The organism is Methanobacterium sp. (genome assembly GCA_012838205.1).
GTDB lineage: Archaea > Methanobacteriota > Methanobacteria > Methanobacteriales > Methanobacteriaceae > Methanobacterium.
In genome coordinates, this window is record DUPR01000037.1 from 1 (window position 1) to 23,227 (window position 23,227).

The 23,227-nt window shown below is 35.7% G+C and carries 22 protein-coding genes and 1 pseudogene; 10 read left to right on the plus strand and 13 right to left on the minus strand.

Features of this window, described 5'->3' with window-relative positions:
- Window positions 1-85 (plus strand): hypothetical protein (locus tag GXZ72_06150; protein ID HHT19124.1); only part of this gene is annotated, 85 nt, incomplete at its 5' end.
- A gap of 144 nt (window positions 86-229) precedes the next feature.
- Here the strand turns inward: GXZ72_06150 and GXZ72_06155 are convergent.
- From GXZ72_06155 to GXZ72_06165, 3 genes are all read right to left on the minus strand, one after another.
- Window positions 230-814 (minus strand): class II aldolase/adducin family protein, encoded by a 585-nt coding sequence (locus GXZ72_06155; GenBank protein HHT19125.1) that lies wholly within the window; start codon window positions 812-814, stop codon window positions 230-232.
- A 153-nt stretch (window positions 815-967) separates the two neighbouring features.
- Window positions 968-2,416: a DNA-directed DNA polymerase II small subunit gene (locus GXZ72_06160; GenBank protein HHT19126.1), complete on the minus strand. Its 1,449-nt coding sequence runs from the start codon at window positions 2,414-2,416 to the stop codon at window positions 968-970.
- Between the two features lie 157 nt (window positions 2,417-2,573).
- Window positions 2,574-2,987: a hypothetical protein gene (locus GXZ72_06165; protein ID HHT19127.1), complete on the minus strand. Its 414-nt coding sequence runs from the start codon at window positions 2,985-2,987 to the stop codon at window positions 2,574-2,576.
- Between the two features lie 362 nt (window positions 2,988-3,349).
- On the opposite strand from GXZ72_06165, the gene GXZ72_06170 reads away from it, so the two are divergent.
- From GXZ72_06170 to GXZ72_06180, 3 genes are all read left to right on the plus strand, one after another.
- On the plus strand, window positions 3,350-3,853 hold the full coding sequence (locus tag GXZ72_06170) for a hypothetical protein (GenBank protein ID HHT19128.1): 504 nt from the start codon (window positions 3,350-3,352) through the stop codon (window positions 3,851-3,853).
- Between the two features lie 35 nt (window positions 3,854-3,888).
- Entirely contained in the window at window positions 3,889-4,950 is a 1,062-nt protein-coding gene (gene cobJ, locus GXZ72_06175; GenBank protein ID HHT19129.1) for a precorrin-3B C(17)-methyltransferase, read from the plus strand.
- A 207-nt stretch (window positions 4,951-5,157) separates the two neighbouring features.
- Window positions 5,158-5,511 carry a DUF488 family protein gene (locus tag GXZ72_06180; GenBank protein HHT19130.1) on the plus strand — a complete coding sequence of 118 codons (354 nt, stop codon included), beginning with the start codon at window positions 5,158-5,160 and terminating at the stop codon, window positions 5,509-5,511.
- Window positions 5,512-5,714: 203 nt separating this feature from the next.
- Here GXZ72_06180 and GXZ72_06185 read toward each other — a convergent pair whose 3' ends face one another.
- The 3 genes from GXZ72_06185 to GXZ72_06195 form a co-directional block, all read right to left on the minus strand.
- Window positions 5,715-6,587, minus strand: coding sequence for a diaminopimelate epimerase (locus GXZ72_06185; protein ID HHT19131.1), 873 nt, complete (start codon window positions 6,585-6,587; stop codon window positions 5,715-5,717).
- A complete protein-coding gene (gene lysA / locus GXZ72_06190; protein HHT19132.1) occupies window positions 6,584-7,870 on the minus strand; it encodes a diaminopimelate decarboxylase in 1,287 nt (428 codons plus the stop codon). Before lysA ends, GXZ72_06185 begins: the two co-directional genes overlap by 4 nt.
- A 148-nt stretch (window positions 7,871-8,018) precedes the next feature.
- The gene (locus GXZ72_06195; protein HHT19133.1) at window positions 8,019-9,197 is read right to left on the minus strand and encodes an acetylornithine transaminase; all 1,179 of its coding nucleotides are present in this window, start codon (window positions 9,195-9,197) and stop codon (window positions 8,019-8,021) included.
- A 264-nt stretch (window positions 9,198-9,461) separates the two neighbouring features.
- Here GXZ72_06195 and GXZ72_06200 point away from each other — a divergent pair, with 264 nt between their 5' ends.
- Both GXZ72_06200 and GXZ72_06205 read left to right on the plus strand, forming a co-directional pair.
- Window positions 9,462-9,788 (plus strand): hypothetical protein, encoded by a 327-nt coding sequence (locus GXZ72_06200; protein HHT19134.1) that lies wholly within the window; start codon window positions 9,462-9,464, stop codon window positions 9,786-9,788.
- Window positions 9,789-9,916: 128 nt separating this feature from the next.
- Window positions 9,917-10,342, plus strand: coding sequence for a peptidylprolyl isomerase (locus GXZ72_06205; protein HHT19135.1), 426 nt, complete (start codon window positions 9,917-9,919; stop codon window positions 10,340-10,342).
- 67 nt (window positions 10,343-10,409) lie between these two features.
- On the opposite strand, the gene GXZ72_06210 is transcribed toward GXZ72_06205, so the two are convergent.
- Window positions 10,410-10,925: a GAF domain-containing protein gene (locus tag GXZ72_06210; protein ID HHT19136.1), complete on the minus strand. Its 516-nt coding sequence runs from the start codon at window positions 10,923-10,925 to the stop codon at window positions 10,410-10,412.
- Between the two features lie 801 nt (window positions 10,926-11,726).
- Here GXZ72_06210 and GXZ72_06215 point away from each other — a divergent pair.
- Window positions 11,727-13,400: an ATP-binding protein gene (locus GXZ72_06215; protein HHT19137.1), complete on the plus strand. Its 1,674-nt coding sequence runs from the start codon at window positions 11,727-11,729 to the stop codon at window positions 13,398-13,400.
- A 280-nt stretch (window positions 13,401-13,680) separates the two neighbouring features.
- Here the strand turns inward: GXZ72_06215 and GXZ72_06220 are convergent, their stop codons facing one another.
- The 3 genes from GXZ72_06220 to GXZ72_06230 all read right to left on the minus strand — a co-directional run bounded on the left by GXZ72_06220 (window position 13,681) and on the right by GXZ72_06230 (window position 16,624).
- Window positions 13,681-14,661 (minus strand): DNA lyase, encoded by a 981-nt coding sequence (locus tag GXZ72_06220; protein ID HHT19138.1) that lies wholly within the window; start codon window positions 14,659-14,661, stop codon window positions 13,681-13,683.
- Window positions 14,662-14,782: 121 nt separating this feature from the next.
- On the minus strand, window positions 14,783-15,460 hold the full coding sequence (locus GXZ72_06225) for an ABC transporter ATP-binding protein (GenBank protein HHT19139.1): 678 nt from the start codon (window positions 15,458-15,460) through the stop codon (window positions 14,783-14,785).
- Window positions 15,461-15,484: 24 nt separating this feature from the next.
- Window positions 15,485-16,624, minus strand: a complete 1,140-nt coding sequence (locus tag GXZ72_06230; GenBank protein HHT19140.1) for an FtsX-like permease family protein — start codon at window positions 16,622-16,624, stop codon at window positions 15,485-15,487.
- A 277-nt stretch (window positions 16,625-16,901) separates the two neighbouring features.
- Between GXZ72_06230 and GXZ72_06235 the strand changes: the two genes are divergently transcribed.
- Window positions 16,902-18,599, plus strand: a complete 1,698-nt coding sequence (locus GXZ72_06235; GenBank protein HHT19141.1) for a SulP family inorganic anion transporter — start codon at window positions 16,902-16,904, stop codon at window positions 18,597-18,599.
- A gap of 193 nt (window positions 18,600-18,792) precedes the next feature.
- Here GXZ72_06235 and GXZ72_06240 read toward each other — a convergent pair whose 3' ends face one another.
- Together GXZ72_06240 and GXZ72_06245 are read right to left on the minus strand one after the other, a co-directional pair.
- Complete coding sequence (locus tag GXZ72_06240; protein HHT19142.1) at window positions 18,793-19,758, minus strand: hypothetical protein; 966 nt, start codon at window positions 19,756-19,758, stop codon at window positions 18,793-18,795.
- Window positions 19,759-20,039: 281 nt separating this feature from the next.
- Window positions 20,040-20,432 (minus strand): DUF5518 domain-containing protein, encoded by a 393-nt coding sequence (locus tag GXZ72_06245; GenBank protein ID HHT19143.1) that lies wholly within the window; start codon window positions 20,430-20,432, stop codon window positions 20,040-20,042.
- Between the two features lie 395 nt (window positions 20,433-20,827).
- On the opposite strand from GXZ72_06245, the gene GXZ72_06250 reads away from it, so the two are divergent.
- Window positions 20,828-21,028 carry a hypothetical protein gene (locus tag GXZ72_06250; protein ID HHT19144.1) on the plus strand — a complete coding sequence of 67 codons (201 nt, stop codon included), beginning with the start codon at window positions 20,828-20,830 and terminating at the stop codon, window positions 21,026-21,028.
- Entirely contained in the window at window positions 21,025-21,576 is a 552-nt protein-coding gene (locus GXZ72_06255; GenBank protein HHT19145.1) for a hypothetical protein, read from the plus strand. Before GXZ72_06250 ends, GXZ72_06255 begins: the two co-directional genes overlap by 4 nt.
- Before the next feature lie 488 nt (window positions 21,577-22,064).
- Here GXZ72_06255 and GXZ72_06260 read toward each other — a convergent pair.
- Window positions 22,065-22,958, minus strand: a pseudogene (locus GXZ72_06260) (transposase).
- Window positions 22,959-23,227 lie beyond the last annotated feature (269 nt).

Here is a 23,227-nt window from a genome sequence, read left to right on the forward strand (position 1 = left end):
AATAAGTAACGATCCTAACATACCAATTCATGCTAGAACACTTATTTGGAATGTTTTAAGTGAATTAGAATCAGTACGCGAGTAAAATTTTTGTAAAAGATTTTTTTTTGAATTTTTAATATTTTTTTTCTAAAAATTTTCGTGTTTTTTTTTAAATGATTTAAAAATCATATAATTATCTATTTATGTTTTAATTCTAAAAACAGCTAATTGCTGATATCCACAAGTTTCAGTGTTGTAAATCTTTCATGTTTCCTAAAACTCGTGATATGAATTGTGTTTTTGCTGTTTCTTCAACAAATTCTGCTAAGAGTGTAGCTTCTAATAAATTTTCTCCAGTTGCTACAAGACCATGATTTTTTAGGATTACCACATCTTCATCTATCAATCCACTTCCTACTAAATTAGCTAGTTCGGCACTTCCTGGTGGGGCGTATTCAACCATTTTTAAGAATGGGGGGTGCGTCTTACCAAAACCTTCAAGTCGTTCTATTCGTTCATTGGCCATTGCGAATCCAGTAACATATGGTGAATGGGTGTGCACGATTCCTTTAACATCATCTCTTTTTCGGTACACATCTAAGTGGAGTTGTAATTCTGATGACGGTTTTTTACCACCAGCAATAATTTTCCCGTTAATATCAACGATCGATATTTCTTCTGCTTTCAAATGACCAAGTGACACATTACTTGATGTTATGATTACGGTATCATTAGAACGAGCACTAATATTCCCTGATTTTCCAGGAACAAGGCCTTTATTGTAAATATGACGACCAGTTTCACAAATTTTCGTAATTAATGGTTGATTCATGTAATTATCACCTGAAAAAGAATTATTTCCAAATTTAACACCAAATATTATTATTTATATTCATTTTTTTTTAACTTGGCAAGAACCACTCTATATATTATTTGTAATCTGAAAAAGTTTCTTAAATGAAATGTTTTTATTAGTTAATCCTAATTAATTGAAGTCTAACATTTTCAAGCTACCATTGTTTATAACAGGGACTTGTGCGCAGGTAGGAACTATATTATAGATTTTTTGAAACTCTGTCTGAGACTGGAAAGTTCCACTATTTATGAGATGTATGCCCTTATATTTTTTGTAACTATTAATGTGCACATGTCCAGTATGAAAAACATCAGGTATATCATCAATTACTAAATGGTCCTCAATTTCCGATGCTAGTGGAGTTCGTTCACCATATATAGGTGCTAAATGTCTTTTTTCCAAAAGTTCCTTCATAATTAATTCTGATTGTTGGTGACTCATGCCTTTAACAGTCATGGCCATATCATCAAAGCTCCGACCGTGATATACGAGTACTTTAATACCATCTAAACTAACCAGAGCAGGATTACTAACAAATTCAGTAGTTTTCAAATCATGAAGGTTTTTCGCATAATCTTCAGGTATAGCGGGTTGAGGTTCGGCAAGACGACTTGCATCGTGGTTTCCAGGAGCTATTATAATTTTCACATCATTTATATCTCCAAAAAGTCGTGCTGCTTCTTCATACTGTTGGTGAATGTCTTTTATGGTTAGTTCTTTATCTTGACTGGGATAAACTCCAATGCCATCCACAATGTCTCCGGCTACTACGACATATTTTACATTGTTGGCGATTTCACGCTGCTCCTCATCTCCAAAATCGCCATTTATCCATTTTATAAACCGTTGAAATGCGGAATCAAGGAATGTGGAACTGCCGATGTGGATGTCACTAAGAAATACTGTTCCAAAATTCATACTTTTTTCATCGATTCTTGGCACCCCTGGATTTATAATTTCGCTGGCCATAATTAGACTGCCTTTTCTACTCCCAACAACTCCCACTACTTCATCTTTAACAATTCTTTCAGCTTGTTCAAAGACTTCATGGTTTTCATTGTGAATTAATACTGTAGCATCCCCTGTTTCATCTTCTAATTCGATTAATTTGTGATTGTTTTTAGTGTTACGTATGTCATTAACCATACCTACAATTTTAACCACATCATCAAGACTAGTGGCTATTTTAACTGAAGTAACATCTTTAAGCTCGCTTTTATTGGTTAACATCTCTTTAAGTTTATGGTAACGATTTTGGAAATAACTTGAAAGGTCTTTAATTTCTCCATTGGTGTAGGATTTGCGGCTGGTGTCTTTAAGAATTTCAAAGTTAAATTCTTTGGGCAGCAAATGGCTCTGAGCCATTTGATCATAACTTTTCGGGGAAGGTGTTCTATTCAAATAGTTTTCTACCAATGCACCGGTTAGAACTACCATTTCTGGGGATGATATTGTGATATGGTTAATTAGTGATTCTACTAGGTTAGAGGAATCATCATAATTTTTAATTTTAAGATACGCCTCTTCATCAATTAGTATGTCTGCATCTGTGAATTTTGATATGATATTTTCAGTCATTTGGGCTCCTAATAAATTATGAAGGAATTGTATAATTTCCTTTATTGAATTACTTTATTAGTTCACAAGTGTTAGACTCTATTTTTTTTCTATCAATTTATCTACTTTATTTTTTATTATCATTATTTATACATCTTTATTTGAATCATTTTTTCCTCTACTTGAGGTATAAATCCACTTCCCGACTTAAATTACCATAATTTTCTCGAAATTTGTCCAATTTTTCCTTGGATTTTATTAATTTTTCCTTGGATTGTTCGTTTGAACCATCTTTAAGAAGATTCAAGTGTTCAATAATAGCAACAACAGCTTCTTGTAGAATAATAATTGTTTTTAAAAGATTAATTTGAAGGTTTTTGCATTTTGATGGAGGATTTAACTTTTCATATTTGAAAAAAATGTTTTCTAAGTTTTTTCTAATTTTTTCCATTTTCAGATAGGTTTTCTCCAAATCTACGCTATTATATTTTTCTTGAGTGGGAATTTCCCTAATTATAAGTAATTCTATTCCAATCTCTTTCAAGGTTTTTTTACTTTTTTTTAAGAATTGTTTTTTGGTCATCCCAAACATCAAACATCGCCTAATTTAGAATTATATTCATTTAATTACACTATTTCCTATTCTAATAATCTCTTAACATTTGGGTTTTGTTTTCACAAAACTTATATTATTTTAAAACTATTGTAGTGTAATAATAGAATTCTTACAACCTGATCTGGGGATAAGTTTTTTTTATGATTAAAAACACTTTTGGTAATAGTTAAAATATTAATGTATTAATCTACAATCTTTCTTTGAGATATGTTTCATTAACTTGGACGTCTTTAAGTATTGAAAATAAAACTTAAGTGACACATCCAATTCCTTGTTAATAGTTGTTTGAATCTTACCCAATTACAATTTAATTTATCTGAAAAGTATAAGGTGATATATTGTCCAAAGCAGTTAAAATAATATTATTCCTAGTTTTCTTTGCCGTATTCTTTGAGGCGGGTTTATTTGCATCTTACACCATAGTAACCCAACAACCCCCTAATCCTACTGATTTAATTGAAATGCAAATCAATGGTATTAGTTCCTTGTTTAATTTAGGCACGCCAAAGATTGCTACTCCTAATAATGTGAAGATTTTAAATAAAAATGAGGTGGTAGAAGCCTTGAAGGCTAAAACTGGTGTTGATGGCATTAACCTAGAGACACTCACAGCCCAAACATATCAGAACACCAATGACGCTAATATAACGGTAAATATCACTGCTATGGGATATAGGGATGATAAAAGTGGTGGAACTACCAATGTAAGCACTATTGTGATCAAATCTAATGAAACTTATAGTATTACTGCAACAGCTGTAGCAGTTCCAAAAATTGATGGAGTGAAGATTAAAGTGGGTTCCATTGTGATTACTTCTACTAGAATATTGTACAATCGATAATTAATCTTTTTTTTATTAACTTATTTGGTGAACTAATGATAAGGATAGTGGGTATAGGACCGCGAAGGGAAGACATGACTATCATGGCTAGTCAAACTCTTCAAGAGGCTGATGTAGTTATTGGGTATGGTGGCTACATTAGGCAAATTAAAGATCTGTTGGAAGGTAAAAAGGTCATTTCACTGGGAATGGGACAGGAAGTTAACAGAGCGGAACTGGCCATTGATTATTATAAAAAAGGTTGTAAAGTTGTTTTGATCAGCAGTGGCGATCCTGGAATATATGGAATGGCCAATGTACTTCATCAAGTCATGGGAAAGTATTCTGGACTGGAAATAGAAGTTATCCCTGGAGTTTCAGCGGTTAATTATTCAGCTGCACTATTAGGCGCGCCACTACATGATTTTGCAGTTATAAGTCTTAGTGACCTACTCACACCTCTTACGGAGATCAAGAGGAAAATTCGTGCAGCAGCTGAGGCAGATTTCATTATAGCTTTCTACAACCCGCGTAGCAAACGAAGGACAAAACCATTTAAAGAGGCATTAAAAATTCTTCTAGAAGTTAGACGCCCTGAAACATTAGTTGGAATAGTAAAAACTAGGGATGATTCTTCTTCTGTCAGTATAGTTTCTCTTAACTGCCTTGAAGAGGAAGATGTGGATATGAACACCACTATCATTGTTGGCAACACCTTCACCTATATGGATGATGGTAAAATGATAACTCCAAGGGGTTATGTTCTCCAACACTCCACACATCCTTTGGCTTGTGAATTTTATGATAAATATCTTGCTGGCGAAGGAGTTGAAGGATCTAACATGGCTTGTGAGTACTATCCCTGCCATAGTCACCCTCAAAACTGCACATTTTGTTATTGTCCATTCTATCCTTGTGGGGATCCATCAACCGGTGGGCATTGGATCAAAGATAAGCAAGTTTGGAGTTGTGAAGGATGCACTTGGATCCATCAGGATGATACAGTAGAATGCATACAGACTAAATTACCTAAACTACTGAAAAAAGTGGAAGACCTTCAAGATAATAAAAAAGAGCTTCTCAAATTAAGACGTGAATGTGTTTTTCTAACTAAATAATTGACACTTTAAGTAATTTTTTTTATATTAGTTGAATAGTGTAATTTTCCATTGAATGCATTTATTGGTCGCATCCACAGATCGATTTTTTTACCAAATCTATAGGTACATGCTATGACGAAATGGATTTTTAGATGAATTTGATTTTTTATTCAAATATTCCAAAAGCTAATGTACCAAGTCAGACAAATTAATATTAGTGATATAATGATTCGTATAAAAAGAGCCTCCCAATCTCCTGCCCAAAAGGATGGTTGCAGGATTATGGTAGGTCGTGTATGGCCGAGGGGAGTGTCTAAACAAAGGTTAAGGATGGATGTATGGTTGAAAGACATCGCCCCTAGCCATGATCTACTTCGATGGTGGTCTCAAAATTCTAAAAAGTGGGATGAATTTGCAAATAAGTATAGGGAAGAACTTATGGACAAAGTTGAGTTTTTAAATCAGATATTAGAATTAGAAAAAGAGAAAGAGACTGTTACACTGGTTTATACAAGTGGGAACATAGAACAAAATAATGCAATCATATTAAAAGAAGTTTTGGATGAATTAAAATCCTAAACAGATCAATTCATCCTGTTTGAAACTAGCTTAGTATAATCTATTTTTTTGTTTTGGTGTTATTTCATATTATCTCATAAATCGTGTCCCACTAAAAAGGCCAATGGGGGTTGATTTTTTAATGCCTTTTTTATGTCTTGCTGCCAGTTTCCCATACTCCTCTAAGATCGTTCCGTTTCCCAAAAAAAATGTTGTGACCAATTTTAAAATTCAAGTTCCATTATTCCTTCAAAAACAGAGACAGCATCACCTTCCATGAAGGCACCCAATTTATCATCCTTCTCATAGACAGTTATCTGAAGTTCTCCTCCAGGGAGGTGTACTTGCACGTTTTTATCTAAAACTCCCAGACGATAACCACTAATGACTACACTCGTTGCTCCTGTCCCACAAGCCATGGTAAAACCAGCACCCCTTTCCCAAGTGATCATATCCACTTTATCAGGGCTTTTCACATCAACAAAATGCACATTAGTTCGTTCTGGGAATGCTTCGTGGTTTTCGAGTAAGGGCCCCAACTCTTCCAAGGATAATTTATCTAGATTTTTGCAGAATATCACGGCATGAGGATTTCCAACGTTGACTGCAGTAAGTTTAATCACTTGATCATCGACTTTTATTTTTTGATCAACGAATTCATCTTTATCACTAATCATTGGAATGTCCCGGGTTTTAAAGGTCGCTGTTCCCATATCAACCCTAATTGTTTTAACAGAATTTCTTTCAACTGTCAATACCAAGTTTTTGATACCGCCCAGGGTTTCTACACTCATTTTCTTTTCTCTGAGCACATCGTTTTCAAAAACATATTTACCGAAGCAACGGATTCCGTTTCCACACATCTCTGCTTCACTACCATCACTGTTAAATATTCTAAATTTAACATCGGCAATATCAGATTTTGAGACGAATATTACTCCATCAGCGCCAATAGAAAATCCTCTTAAGCATAATGTCCGCGAAATTTCTGATTTCTTATCTTCAGGGATCAGTTCTTCTTCAAATTCATTGATAACCACGTAATCATTACCTAGACCATGCATCTTATGGAATAGTAGAATTATTTTTTCATTCATTTGAAAAACCTCAAAGGCAAGTTCTGTTTCGATAATAGATCAGCATAAGTTTCCCTCTCCCTTATAACATCCACTTTCCCTTCCTGCACAATCACTTCAGCAGGGAGTGGCCGTGAATTGTATTGGCTGCTCATACTGAAAGAATATGCTCCGGCATTCATTATGGATAGAACATCGCCTTCGATGATATTAGGAAGGGGTCTGTTTCTAGCGAAGAGGTCACCAGATTCACAGATATTGCCGGCAACATCAACATTTTGGGATGGTTGGGCTGTTGGTTTATCAACTACCAGAATGTGGTGGTATGAATCATACATAGTTGGACGTAAAAGGGTATTGAACCCGGCGTCAACCCCAATAAATTTCCTATAGCTTTGTTTAACAGTGTTAACACGAGTTAATAGGTATCCTGCATCCCCGACAATGTAGCGTCCTGGTTCTATACACATGGTGGGGCTATCAATACCATATTCTGATAATTTATCTTTGTATAATGCTACGATTTCACTCGCAAACTGTTTAATGTTTAGAACCGGTTCTTCAGGGGTGTAAGGTATTCCGAGACCTCCTCCGAAATCTATGAATTCAAATTCAACTCCTGCCTCTTGGTGTACTCGACCAGCGATGTCCATAAGAACTTTAACTGCAAGTTTAAACGGTTCAGGATCTAATATTCCGGACCCGATATGGGTATGAATTCCCACAGGCTCAAAACCCAATGATTTAGCTTTTTTATACACGTCCACTGCTTCTTGTTCCATAACTCCAAATTTAGAAAGTTCACCACCAGTAATGCAGTGGTCATGGTGCCCGGCACCTACCATTGGGTTGACTCTGAAAGATATTTTGGTTCCCTCTGCATTATCAAGTCCAGCCAGGCGTTCTAACATAGATACAGAGTCCAAATTAATGCGAACACCCGAATCTAGGGCAAACTGGAGTTCCTCACTTGTTACATTGTTTCCTGTGAAAAGGATTCGTTCCGGTTCAAAACCAGCTAAAAGTGCGGTGTAAATTTCTCCAGGGGAAACAGCATCAATTCCACTTCCTTCTTGTTCCAAGATCCTCATCACTGCCAAGTTAGTGTTTGCTTTGGCTGCATAGAATATTTTGAAGTCCGAATATTCAGAACTAAAAGCTTGTTCCACTCTTTGATAATTATCGCGTATCCTCATCTCATCTAAAACATAAAGTGGCGTTCCATATTCTTGAGCAAGCTCAAGGGCGTCAACACCACCAATTTCAAGGTTGCCTTTTTCATTGGTATTAAATTGTAGGTTCATCAAAATCCTCCGAAAAGAAGTAAACATCAAATATATCCTTTTACTCCCATATAACTATTCCGATAAAAATAAAATCACGATTTCAAAATAAGTGATCCAATAGTAAATACGCTTCGAATAAAATAGAATGAAAGTGGGCCATACCCAATTAATCAGTATAACGGCCAATAACTTCATCTAAATGATTTGTTACATTGTCGATCTGTTCTCTGGTAATAACTAATGGGGGAACAAACCTTAAAACTTTTTCAGCCGTGCAGTTAACCAATACCCCTTGATGGCGCATGGCATCAACCAGTTGGGCGCATGGCATATCCATTTCTATACCTAACATCAAGCCAACACCCCGCACATCTTCAACTCGGCCGTGCTCTTGGAAGAGTTCCTTTAACTCATTTTTAAAGTAAGTTCCGTTTTCACGGGACTTAACCACCAGTCCCTCTTCTTTTATAGTTTCTATAGAGGCTAAACCAGCAGCACACGCTAAAGGGCCACCTCCAAATGTTGCAGCGTGGTCTCCAGGTTCAAAAGCGTTTCCAACTTCTTCACTGGCTAGGATAGCGCCCATAGGGAAACCCCCGGCTATTGCCTTGGCTAGGGTTGTAATGTCCGGAGTGACTTTATATTTTTGGGATGCGAACATCTCACCAGTTCGGCCGAAACCAGTTTGAACCTCATCAAAAATCAGTAAAACATCATTTTCATGACATATTTTTTTCAGTCCATCTAAATAACCTTGTGGAGGTAATATTATGCCTCCTTCACCTTGCACAGGTTCCACAAGCACTGCGGCTGTTTTTTCAGTTATAGCATCCTCTACAACTTCAAGGTCACCATAGGGAACATGGCTAAATCCAGGTGGGAGGGGGCCGAATCCCTTTTTATATTTGTGCTGGCCGGTAGCAGTGATGGTGGTGATGGTTCGACCATGGAAACTGTTTTCCATAGCAATAATATCTCCTTTGCCAGTGAATTTTCGCGCCAGTTTAATTGCTCCCTCATTGGCTTCTGCTCCACTATTGCAGAAGAAGGCTTTTTGATGTGGTGAGATTTCAACCAATTGTTTTGCCAGGCGCACTTGTTCCTCTATGTAGTAAATGTTTGACGTGTGGATCAGTTTATGTGCTTGTTTACTGATAGCTTCTGCTACACGGGGATGTGCGTGACCCACATTATTCACAGCAATACCCGCCACACAGTCAATATATGGAATACCTTCAACATCCCAAACAACAGCCCCTTTCCCTTTTTCAAGGGCTAAAGGTTGTCGACCGTAGGTTTGCATAACGTAGTCTTTATCTAAAGCCATAATCTTTTCTGTGTTCATTTTACCACTGCATAATAGTTAATAAATCCATTTTTTAACAAGAATATTTTTAAATTTTTAGGGAGTTCCACTATGAAACGATTATTATAAACAGTATAATGAGTCATGGTTATAAAGATTTAATCTCCCATATGCCACACATTTTTCCTGGAGAAACATAAATAAAGGATGAATAAGTATATGTTATAGATTAATATAATTAACAATTTAATCAGAATAGCATTTTAATGGTGCAGTTAATAGTGTTTGGGAGGTTTAGATTTAATGAACAATCATAAACTAATTATATATGTTGGTTCAGCTTTTTTGCTTATTTTAGGTCTTTACACGTTGTATATTGGAGAAATATCCCAAGGCGTTACTTGGTTTATTTTAGCAATATTGTTTCTATCAATCTCCACACAAATGGGGATTCCTATTAGGGCTGTAAAATTGAGAAAAATCATAATTTTGATATGTGCCATTATTTTATTGGGAATTGGGGGAGTAACATTATACTCTGGTGATTTTTTAGCTGGTGTCGCATGGTTTATAGCAGGAATACTTGGAATATTTGTTTCGTTCATGTTAGTGGGTCATGAGGCCATCTAAAAACTTATAGTTCGTATTTCATCCACTTTCCTCAATCAACTATCAAAAACGAAAACCTGATTTAATTATTATCACTTGTCAAAAATTTATAAATAAAGAAATTGAACTTATCTTCTGGTGAATTGATTATGAAAAAAGCAGTAATTGAAACAGATAAAGGAAATATCGAACTCACATTATTCGAAAAAGAAGCACCTAATACTGTTGCTAACTTTGAAAAACTGGCTAACAAAGGTTTTTACGATGGATTGACGTTTCATAGAGTTATCCCTGATTTTGTAATTCAGGGCGGATGTCCAAAGGGCAATGGAACGGGAGGACCTGGTTACACTATTAAATGTGAAATAAACCCTCATAAACACGGTACCGGAGCACTTTCCATGGCTCATGCTGGAAAGGATACTGGTGGCAGTCAATTTTTCATCACCCACAGCCCACAACCGCACTTGGATGGTGTTCACACCGTATTTGGCAAAGTCGTTAAAGGAATGGAAGTAGTCAACTCTATTAAACCAGGAGACGTGATGAATAAAGTCACAGTCACTGATGAATAAAAAAAATAATATTTTTTTACACTTTTTTTTATTTATTCTTAAACAGGGAAAGCTGTTTTTACTTTACTTAAAGAAGTATTTTTAGTACCAAAGCATAGATTGAAGCTATATTTTCTGCAATTTTTACATGGTCTTGATTATAATCCTCTTCCGGATTTCCAACTACAATTTGTCCAAGAATTTCATCTTTCCATTTCACCGGAACGGATAAAAACTGGTTAACAGGGGCGTGGCCAGGGGGAAGTCCATGTGCAGCAGGATGATTGCTTATATCATGGACAAAAAATGATTTGCCAGTGTCTAGGGAGTAACCTAAAAGACCGCCATAACTACCATCATTCAAGACTTTGAAGCGTGCTTCACCAATTTCTTCATACATTTGACAGGATTCTGTTAAATGAGAGAAAGACACGCCCACACTATCCTTATTTTCAGGATCTATAAATGCTATATAACAAATTTCACTTTTTAGGATGTTTTTGGTTTTCTCAAAAAAAAGATCCGAAACTTCTTTAAGATCACTATCCGGGAGCATATCCATTATTTTCAGGGAGAAAATATCAATTTCTTCTTCAATAGACATATAATCATCCTCACATTCTCCAATCAGCACACCAAAAACTGATTCAAGGGATAAAATTTCCCCATTTTCCACTTCAACATACCAAAAATTTCCTTTATGGAAAATTCTTTTCACACAAGCTACATGAAATGGGAAACCAGCAACCAATGCGTACGAACCTAACAAAAGATGATCCATTACTTCGTCGGATACTAAAATTTTGTCACCTATCTTCACACGTCGAGGATTTATTTTAATCTTTAACCAGTTATCTGATGCTAAATCCATGTTTTGTTCAGCGTCTACCTTCATCATTATGGTTGTTGCTTTTTGATTTCCACCAGCCCTTTTGATCTTTTTTTTTAACATTCGAGTAATTAAAGCTTCTACTTCAATTTGATCAATATCAGTTTCAAGTAAATGGTTCATGATTCCTTCATCGAATGATTCTTGCAACACTCTACCAGAGTGAATCTCCCGACACTGTGATTGGGTCCTGGTACTACGCATAGGACACTTCCAACAGTATTTATCATTCAAAATTTTCTTTATATCCTCATACGCGGTTCTACTCTCTTTCTGAAATTTGAATAGGCGATTTTGAAGCTCTCCCATAAAATCACTATTTCACTTGATCATCTAATTTTTTTTTATATGATGTTTTTCATCTTAATTTCCTATCTAAGTATTAAATGAATCACAGAATATAACTGAATTGATTTTTATTCGAAATTCTTTAGCATTATTAAAATGTAAAATTAAATAAAATCAGGAAAAATAACCTGTTAACAATCATTACAATTATTAATGGGAGACGGTTAAATGGCTAAAAATGCGCTCAATGAATTGGATGAGTTTACCAAAGAAAATATTGCCCTAGCCCTTTGGATGAAAGAGTTTAAAGCTAATAAAATACCTTCAAATATTAAAAATCGCATCTTAAGCCAAAAAAATAGTCCAGAAGCTTTTGGACAGAGGATGCGCAGCCGTATTCAGGATCTTCTGGATAATCCTGATTCTTTCACCCCCAGCTATAATAAAAGATATAAAAAGCTTTTAGAACACTGTGATTCACTAACATCAATTCAAGCTTATGCTTTAAGCCACTTATTAGGCTTGGACAGCAGCCGTGACTATCAAAATATTCCGGAAGAATCGAACATAGAATTTCCCCGAGATTTCGCCCCGCAACTAGGATATCAAGTGGGTTGGCACTTTTTTGTGGGGAATTGTCGTGACACCAGAAGAAGAGAATATGGAATTTTAGTTTCATTTTATCGTTACTCCCTCCTCCCACCTGAATTGGCCCACAGTTTTGGTTTAACAGATTGGGATAATCAAATATTTGAAATGCAACTAGCTGTATCCAGATCTGGAGACGAACACCTCCAATGCCGACCATTTGCCATCGCAGGAACCACAGGATTATTAAATTTTTCTAACAACCCTTTTCAATATGTAGCAGGAAATAACCGGATAATGTCTGAAAAAGAAGAAGAACTCTTCCCTCTTAGAGTACAAGCTTGGGGTGTGAATCAGGGGGGAGAAGAGGATGTGGAAATAGAAGTAGATCTGGGATTCACTTCTAACAAAGATTTTCTCCTACAAGGTAATAAAGGATGTCTCCCATGTTGCTGTGGGATGGGAACACTTTATTATTCGGCTACAAATCTTTCTCTTGAGCCAGGCAGCCTGTTAAAATTGGATGGAGAGGAAATATTACTCACTCAGGGAAAGTTCTGGTTTGACCACCAGTGGGGTAACGGAATAGAACCACTGGGTAACAGCAGGTGCAAAGTTGTCCGGGCAGCTAATGTCCTAACTAAAACATCCCCTCCCCGGGGATGGGATTGGTTCATGGCCCATTTTGAAGGGGATCGTGAAATGACCTTGTATGCGCCCCATACTCATGAGAATAGGGGATATTATCAGTCAACTAGCTCGGAACCACCTGAAAACATGACAATGGCGGTTAAAGGACAGTTTATTGACGCTAACTTGGATATTTCGGATATCCATGGTACATTAACCGTTGATAAATGGATTAAAAGTGTTAAATCTTCCCTTCCTGAACATTATTTCGTTACTAACACATGGTACCCTGATCATTGGGAATTCAAGTTCCAAGACACTGGTCCCGAGGATTTGCGTCACTTTACCATGACTCCAATTGTTGATAGCGGACAAACTGGTTTCAATGCAAGTGGTGTTCAATACTCAGAAGGAGGGGTTTTTCTTAGAAATCCTGATGGTAAATATCTGGGTAAAGGTTTTGCTGAGTCAGTTTATTATGCTGACGCCATTCCAAACCTATTTCACTTAGCAGGCATTCCAGATACTTCCCAAATGCGGAAGTTAATGGAACCACCAAAACCATCAGCTTTGTTGAAATTGAAAGGATTATTGTATATGGCCTGGCCACCAAACCAGAGAAAACTTAAAAAAACCCTAGAAAAGTGTTTAGAACAAGGATTACCTGCTGATTTCATTCGATAAGAAAAAAATTTTTCTTTTTTTCATTCATCAAGAAAACAGAAAGTATTAAGTCAAGATAGTGAGCCTTATTGAAGCACTCCCACTATTTGGGGGATAAATCATATGAACAATTAATTTAGGTTTCAGTCCACCTTTTATGATTTAGCTCATATATTGGCAATTCTAATTTACTATAAATTCATCCGGGCACATTATTCTACATAAATTATATTGCCAGTTTCGTTTTGACGATTCTATGATTGGATTCCACTATTTTCAAATGCAAAAAAATGGGAATCAATTATTTACCGCGTAAAGATTCCAAAAGACCGGATGTCCTAGCGTAATGGAAGAGATAGAGTTGAACATAACCTGCCCAATCACCATAATTTTCCATTCCAAATTCTCTAACTTTTTGCGGTTTTAAATCATTTTTAGAAAAGTATAAAAATTCTATAATGCGTTTAATCCATACATCTGCTGGAAATGCTTGTTTCATACCAAATCCATAGAGAAGTATGCAGTCAGCTACTTTTGGGCCCACACCCGGGAGTTCCAATACTGTTTCGAAGGCTTTTTCATATTTCATTTTTGCCAGTTTTTTCAAATTAATGTCAGTTTGCACCATTTTTGCGGTATTAATAATGTATTTGGCTCTATAACCCACTCCACAAGCTTGTAAATTGTTTTTGAACATGAAATTTCCTGGAATTTCACCTTCATATCGTTGTATCTCTTCTAAATCATGTTCTGGCACATTACTAAGTATTTCTGGGGTGGGGAATGTGTGGAAATTACCAGAGCTAAAATGGTATGAATCCCCCCATTTTTGTTTAATATTTTGAATTGAACGTGTCCATCGTAATATTGAGCAATTAGCTGATGATATTGAGGATATGACACATTCAAAGGGGTTTTTAGCCTTAAATATCCGTAAGCCACGGCAGTGGTCAACAGTGGGGGAAAGTTTAGGATCTTCACTTAAAAAATCATATAATTTATCTAAATTATCATTAAGACTGAATATTTCTATTACCTTATTTTTTATAGCTTTTTGAGGGATACTATTAGGAGATTCAGCAATTATTTTCACAGCAATGTCCTGATCTTGGTCTTCATTGCCAATATTAACTAGACAAGGAGCACCATCAATTATTAAAATTTCTTGGAACTGTGAATTGTCTTTTTTCCATGGGGGCTGGCTTGTTTGACCGCTTTCCATGGTAAGGGGCAGATTGAAGGGGCCTTTGATTTTTTTTGAAGAGATGTAGAATTCTATCATAATTATTTAAGATATATGCAATTCGCAGTGTTACTATGGTGTGAACTTATTGGAAATATATTTTTTTTGTACCAATAAAATCTTAGATTTCAAAAAAAGGAAAGAAAAAAAATGAAGTGAATTAACTTTCAATAACTCCATCACGTATTTTCATCACTTTAGTGTCTTTAGTGGTCTCTAAGTCATGAGTAACCATAATTACTGTTGTGCCTTGTTCATTAACCTCATGTAAAATGTTTATAATATTTTTTGTAGCTTTACTGTCGAGATTTCCAGTTGGTTCGTCTGCTAAAATGAATTTAGGATTGTTAACCAGGGCTCGGGCAATGGCCACTCGTTGTCTTTCTCCACCGGAAAGTTTAGCAGGAAGGTAGTTCATTCGGGGTGTGAGGCCCACAATATCCACACATTCTTCAGCTCTTTGAATTCTGGAAGATTTATCCAGATTTTTGTTAGTTAAGTTTCTCATAGGGAATTCCACATTATCAATTACGGATAAAGCAGGCAATAGGTTGAATGTTTGAAATATGAATCCTATATCTTCTGCACGCATTTTGGTTAGTTCTTTATCCTTCATAGAAGAAATTTCCTTACTTCCAATGTAGAGTTCACCGCTGGTGGGGGTGTCCAGCCCTCCAATCATGTTGAGGAGGGTTGATTTTCCTGAACCAGATGGACCCATTATGGACACAAATTCACCCTTATCTACCCTTATATTCAATCCTCGAAGCGCGTGAACTTCAGTACTATCCAATTTATAAGTTTTCCAAAGTTCTTTTCCTTTGACTAATTCTTCCATAGTAATCACATCATCTTCATGCCATTATTCATATCTCAAAGCATTTATGGGGCTGATACGAGTTGCTATATATGCAGGTAATAATCCACTGAATGTTCCAATGATAAACACTATCACCAAGACTTGGATGATGATTGGGGTGGGAATGTAGAAACTGAGGAAATTCACATCTCTTGCACCCATTAATAGTCCCAGCATATTGTAAGTGGGGGGCATGAGGATGATTCCAATAATTCCACCAATTAAACTCAAAATTAGTGATTCATAGATTATTAAAGCTAGAATTGATCGTTTTCTTGTTCCAATTGCCCGCATAGTTCCTATCTCTTTGGTTTTTTCCTTAACAGACATCATCATAACGATCATTATGATGATCACAGAAATCCCGAATATAAAGACACTAATCATATTAAAAAATATCCTTATCTGGCTCAAATTATCATCTAATGTTTTTTGGGTGTCATTCTGGGAATAAATTGAGTAACTTGGATACGCATTCTGTAAATCTATCTCAGCCACATCTATAGATTCTTTTGGCACGATTATAACCGTCGATATTAGGCCTGGCATTTCCGTGACAGATTGTGCGTGGGATAATTGCATTATAACAGAATTGTCTATAGTAAGAGGCCAACCAGTGCCCATCGGTTTCATAATCCCGATAACCTTATATTTGTTGTTTGACACGGTTATTGTACTACCTACAGTGGCATTGAAGTTTTCAGCTACTTGCGCTCCTATTATAACTGAGTTTTTACTTTCACCTACCAAAGAAGCTTTACCCTTCACTGTCACGTTTTCTATAAATGTTTCCTCCCTTCCAGGAGATAATCCAACGATCATGGTGTAACGGGAGAAATTATCAGTTTGTACAGGCATGAAAAGTGCTTTGGTACTTTTATCAGGGTTTACTTCGCTACGGTTCATTACTTCGTTTCCCAAGTTTTCGCTAATAATGCTTCCATGGGGTGGGAAACCTGTCCCATTTTTTTCGAAGTATAATTTTCCATGAACTGTTCCCAAGTCCCCTTCAAGGCCAGATTCCATTTCGTATAAAACCAAGTTAACTGTGCCTATTAGCAGAACACACACCATAACTCCAACGATACACATGGCGGCCCGCCCTTTCTTAGCTTTAATATCTTTTAAAGCTATATCTATCATTGTAATTCCCTGTAATATTTTTTTGATTTAAATAATTATTCTAGTTGAAACCATATGTAATCAAGGTATTTAATATTAATGCATAAATATCATAATAATAGTGGTGATGAGACCGAAAATTCTCAACAATCTCTAATCCTGATGATCTATTTGATATTGCAATTATTCTCATACTCTGAACACGTTCCTGACAAGAATAGGCTAATATTGTTAAAAACCAAAAATCGATCTATAACTTATTAAAGAAAATTAAAGTATACAAAATTAGACATTATATTTGGGGGGGTTCTGGATTAATGAATTTTCTTCACGAATAAAAGGAGTTCTATTCAGAGGCATATTACCCATTGAAAAGTCTAGATTGTGGCCTGAAATTATTGCCGGAATTGTAATGGCTGCAATATTCATCCCGGAGGTAATGGGTTATGCAAAGATCGCGGGAATGCCAATAATATCGGGAATATACACTATTTTAATTCCAATGGCTGTTTTTGCAATTTTCTGTTCCTCCCGACATCTTATTATAGGTGCAGACTCGGCCACTGCAGCTATAATGTTTGGGGTGCTGGTCACAGTAGCGGATCCAGGAAGCCCATCATATCTTTCAATGGCATATTTGATTGCAATTTTATGTGGTGTTTTTTTAATCATAGCCAGAGTTTTTAAATTGGGATTCATAGGAGATTTCCTCTCTCGAACTGCACTAGTGGGCTTCCTAACTGGGGTTGGCATACAAATAGCTATTGGCCAATTAGGAGGAATGTTCGGTTTAACCACCAGTGGAATAGACACCATCCCTAAAATCATATCATTTGTATCTCATTTATCCCAAACTAGCATCGCTACTTTAATTGTTTCCATAATAGTGCTTGGTTCTATTCTCATATCACGCCGAATTAATGTAAAAATTCCTGGAGCACTTATTGCGGTGGTGGGAACTATTACTGCCAGTTTTCTTTTTGATTTTTCCAAGTTCGGTGTTTCAGTGGTGGGTGCAGTTCCTAGTGGTTTTCCCAGCATAATCATGCCCACACTATCTCCTTTAGATTCATATGCATTTTTCACAGCGGTAGGTGCTTGTTTAATTGTGATATTGGCTCAAAGCGCTGCAACATCTCGGGCTTATAGTATCAAGTGTTCAGATGAGTTAGATGAGAATCAAGACATATTGGGGTTAGGATTATCTAATTTAGCGGCTGGTTTAACTGGTAGTTTTGTGGTAAATGGTAGTCCCACAAAGACTCAGATTGCAGTGTACTCTGGAGCACGTAGCCAACTAGCTACCCTGGTAACTGCAGCTATTGTGTTGCTAGTGGTTATGTTTTTAACCAAACCCCTTTCCCTTTTACCCACCGCAACCCTTGCAAGCATAGTATTTTTAATAGGTTTGGAAATGGTAGATATAACTGGATTAAAAGATATTTATCGTGAAGTGCCATCTGAATTCGTCTTAGCGCTCATAACACTCTTCACAGTTGTTATATTAGGCGTGTTATGGGGTATTGTAGTGTCTATAATTATTTCTCTCTTACTACATCTTAGTCACTCCTACCAACCCAATAACAGTATATTAATACGTAATAAGAAGGGAGAATGGCAGTTTGTTCCAATAACTTTTGGGAGATATACTCATAAAGGTTTAATCGTGTATCGATTCAACAGGGATCTCTACTATGCCAATGCTGAAAAACTAATGAACGAAGTAATTAACTTAGTGGAAACCTCAGAATATCCGGTGGAATGGCTAGTATTGGATTCCGGAGGATTTACTAGCATTGATTACACATCAATACAGATGTTAAAGGAATTAAAAAATCGATTGGATGATATGGATGTATTGTTAGTCATGACCACAGTTTTTCCTAGTTTAAAAGCTCAATTTGAACGTTCTGGATTTATACATGTACTTGGTGAGGAAAATTTGTATAAAGGAGTTAATGATGCTATTAAATCATTTGAAAATAAGAAAAAATAATTCTATATTTATCCTAATTGGTTGGAAGATAACCATTTACAAATTAAATTCACTGAATAAGCTGTTGCTCAAAAAAAAGAAGGTAATATAAATACTGGCAAGGTTTGACATTGACAGTATATTTCGTTTTATTTCTTGTGACGGGTAAAGTTTCATCCAGATTAAAATGAGGTTTGATTCTATTATAATTGAATCAAAGTCGTGGTTCGTTGTCTAAATCAACTTCACTATCTTCAAAATGTAGTTTCTTTTTTTTCACCCATACAAATCCATGATCTGGTGTGATTACAGCCACGTTTATAGGGCCACCCACTCCAGGCATGTCACCCGGGTCGGCATTAATACCATCGCTGAATCGTTGTATGGCGCTGGTGGTTTGTATCATTAAAGTGGCAAAGTCAATGGCATCTTGTAAGCTCATAGTCCCCCATTGGATGGCATATTCCAGCCCCCTTAACTGGGCTTGTATTTCTTGTTCGTTACGTTTTTGAATTGCTTCTTTCACAAATTCAATATTTTGAATTCGACCATCAAAACCTAAAACAATCCGGGCAGCAACATCCCCCTGGCCGATCCATGAACTCCCGTATTCCATGTTTGGTTTTTTACCGTCCCTGAGCTTCTGTACTGGGCCGGGTATGGTCACACTGTAAACTTTATGTGTTCCGTCTTGATTATAACCTGCCACTAAAAGTTCTATAGGGTCTGGTCTGGCGATTCCATTTTCAATAGTTCCCTGGGGTGTTCGAAAACTGAATTTCAGTAAAGGGCCTTCATCTTCCATTTGTAACATTGTACAGCCCTTAGACTTCAGATCATTCTGAATATTGAACTTAATTTGTTCTAATTGTTCCTTCCATTGGTATTTTTGGCTGAAGACGTGATTTAACTTTCGTGCAACGTCTTTCACTTCCATATTTTTAACTTTGGAATCCCGTCGGAACTCTTCAATGTACTGGCTCACATTTTTCTGCACACTCCCCTCTGGGAGGAAGGCCAGTCCGGTAATGCCCACACCAATCCTTCGGTTAATTTCGAATATTTTTATGGCATTTTCACTACCTATCCGGGCCATGCCTTTCATATTACGATAACTCTGTCTGCTGTCAGCAGCAAGGACTATTCCTTCAGGGGTGGTGGTGTTTATGACCAAAGACATGCATATCCATCTCGTTTAATTTATACATTTTTATTTTTTCCGGGAACAAATATAATTTCTTGCTTATCTGGTTTAAATATCCCATAATACTGCTTATCACACTATTAATGTAAATCAACCTTTTCATGGTTTTTTCACGTAATTTTCACAAATAGGCTGTTAGAAATTCCTTTTTTATTTACTGTTTTTTACAGTTTTCATGTTAAATTTTTGATAAATATGCATAAATTCTGTAAATTTGTAGGGCCTTCCCTAATGATGTGAGGTATAAAAAAGGAATTCTAGGAAGAGTCTTGTTCCTTCAAATTTTCCAATTTTTCGGTTTGTATTAAAGACCCTAAAACTCCCCCTACTGTGCTTATAACGATTTGAATTATTATATTGACAATATAGAATAGGAAAAGCATAGTGAAGTAATGACCATACCCTTGAAGGAACATCATGGATATTAAGACTGCATTGACCAGTATGCTGGAGATTAATCCTAATATTGCACCGTTTATAGCTCCAGTTTTCATGTTATTATTTACCATGAATCCGACTACGATTCCTGCAAATAAAAATGAGGGTAATAGGAAACTCACACCACTAATCACATCTCCAATGACATACATTGCTAATATGATACAAATACCAATTATTAGGGGGTTACGCTTGATAATTTCTGTATTCATCATTTTTTTCTCCTTTTTTTATTATATTTAAAATAATTCCCAAAACCTCAACAAAATGATAATTTTCTTGTCATAAATTGAGGGTTATTTCATGAAATATATCCTATTTTTTCAGATTTTCATCTATGTTACTATTTATGAACTAATATTTAAATAATTATGCCAAATTCGTTTCACTCATGCCTAAATCATGTTTAAGATAAACAATAGAACTAATTATAGTATTTTTTGATGTTGTCCATTTAGTTGGTAGCAAATTCTGTATTATTTTTTTATAACTATAAGTGATTTTTTTTTATTGTGATATTAAATCTTAATTTTCAATTTTGAAGTATTAAAATTAATATAAGGGTGAGACCAGATTAATAACGATTGATCAGCTGCAACCCAACTATTTGGTAGTTTTAAATATAAGTGGAACTAAACACTTTGAACTCATTCGCAACATCACCAACACCACAGTTTACTTGTCCGATCCTAACCTTGGGAACATTGAAATGAGTCGAAATAAATTTAACGAACTTTATATTGGAGTTGCTTTAATAATAAATGGACAGGCACCAGCTAACGCCACAATACTAAATGATGATGAATGAGGAACATCAAGGGGAGCTGGCATTGGGTACAAGACAGACATGAATATTGGGTACCTGGAAGATATGTGTTAGTTGGTTGGAGAAAAGTGACTCAAAGTTATACTACTTATATACCTTGGGTTAAGTGGGTTCCTACAAAAGTGTTGCGTTGGGGTGGACTCATTATTTCTATCCCCGGTCATCCAGAATTCTATTTAAAGAAGGTCATAGTGAGTAGGACGTACACTAAGCCAATATGGAAATACATTCCCGGCCATAAAGCTTATTATTACACACCTAGATTAGTTCGAGATAAACCAATTGGGGAGGTGCCTCCAAACTCCCACCTTAATACTCCAAAACTTGTTAGGACTATTGTTGGTGCTGGTTTGTTATCTTTCGGTATTCTTAGTGTGTATGTGGCAGGATCGGCTTATCTTGCTGGAGGAAGTGGAGTTAGTATAACCGGATCAGTTTTAGCAGATACTGGAATCGGAACTTTCGCATCGACGCTGTCCAGTGCGATGTTCTTCAATGATCCTGAACCTTGGTGGTTACCTAATGAGTAAAATATAAAGACTAATTTGACAAATGTATTTTTTAATAATTTTTTTATTAAAAAAACTGTCACTAGTAAACCATAATGTATTAATTAGACAAATAGGCTAACATCAATAATGCCGATATTTTTCTCTACAGTTAAATTTAAAAGGTTAATTAATATTGAAACTGAAAATGGGGTTCAGAAAATGGGAAATTACAATTTAAATAATTTAATGTGGGGGATAATAATAATATTTTCTGCATTATGGACTTCAATTGTTATAAAAAGATATGAAATAGAAATTTGCAGATTTTGGTTTTTTATTCCCGTTTTTTTAGTTTTAGCTGGTATATATTACATTATAACTTCCATTATTTCTTAAATTATTCAAGAATAGAAGTTGGTTCTTAATTGAGAATATTGCATTTCTCTGTGAGAAAAGGAATGATCGAAAAAAATCAAGAGAATTTCTTTTTACTTCATTTTTATTATTTGTTTAGGGTCTTAGATTTTTCATGTTTCTGAAAGCTTTTGTAGGGCTGTTTTGGAGTTGTAACCGAGTGTTGTGATAAGTCCTGCTAAAAATACAATTGATATGGTTGATTTTTCAGCTGATTTTGGTGTATATTTGTGTATTTTTTTTAAGTTTAGTCCTGATTTGCATAATTTGAAGAAATCCTCTATTTTTCCATGTATGGGATTGTATCGTTTCCTATTTTGTATTTTTTGGATTAATATCTTAGTTAATGTTTTGTATAGTTTTTTAGCTTAGATTCCAGTCTTTTTATCTTTAAAAACCTTTAGGGGGTAGGTTAATTTGTCTTTGAGTTTTTGTAGTTTGAATTGTTCTTTTGGGAAAATTAAAGGAACGATTTTGTATTTGGAAATTCCGATTTGATAGTTTTTGTATTTGTAATATCTTCTGTCAAATATTATGGTGTCTTTCCCTGATTATTCGCCTTTTGCGGAGGTTTTCCATTATTTCTGTGAATATTTTGGTGTCGTGCGGCGCTCCAGAGTGGATTAAAATAGCAACAGTCATTGCAAATTCGTGTTCTCTGACTATGGTGGCTTTAAATCCTATGAAATCCGTAGGAGGATGCGTAGCTCCATTTTAGATTTCGTTTTCGAGGTATTCTTTAGATCTATGTTCACGTTTAGTATTGTAATCTAAATCCAGAGGAGTGGCATCAAAATAAATGTTCGGGGTTCACGTCTTTTAATTGGTTTAGTTTGCATTAATGTGCTGTTTGTAATTTTAGCATACGTTTCTGGTTTAAATCGTGAGATGAATTCTGAAATTTGAAGTGCACTGGGCACTTCATTGATTTGGAAGAATTTCTGCAACCTTTTATCTCTGTTAAGCTCAGAAACTACAAATTCAATGTTTGTATTGAAAAAAATAGCACACACTTACTGGATACCAAGTTATTATAAGATAAGTTATAGATGGGTGAGTTTCAGTTTCTCCGTACCATATGTTTACTTTAAATGGGTGCCAAGCTACAAGATGTTGGTTGGTTACGTATACCTGGTCACTATGAACCCCGGATAGGTTGGAAACGTATATATACTGGATTTTGGTTACCTGTAATAAAATATGTGAAACCACGCAAAGTTACATATTACACTTATGAACCTGTGATACCTGTAACTGTTAAAATCAAGCCAGATAG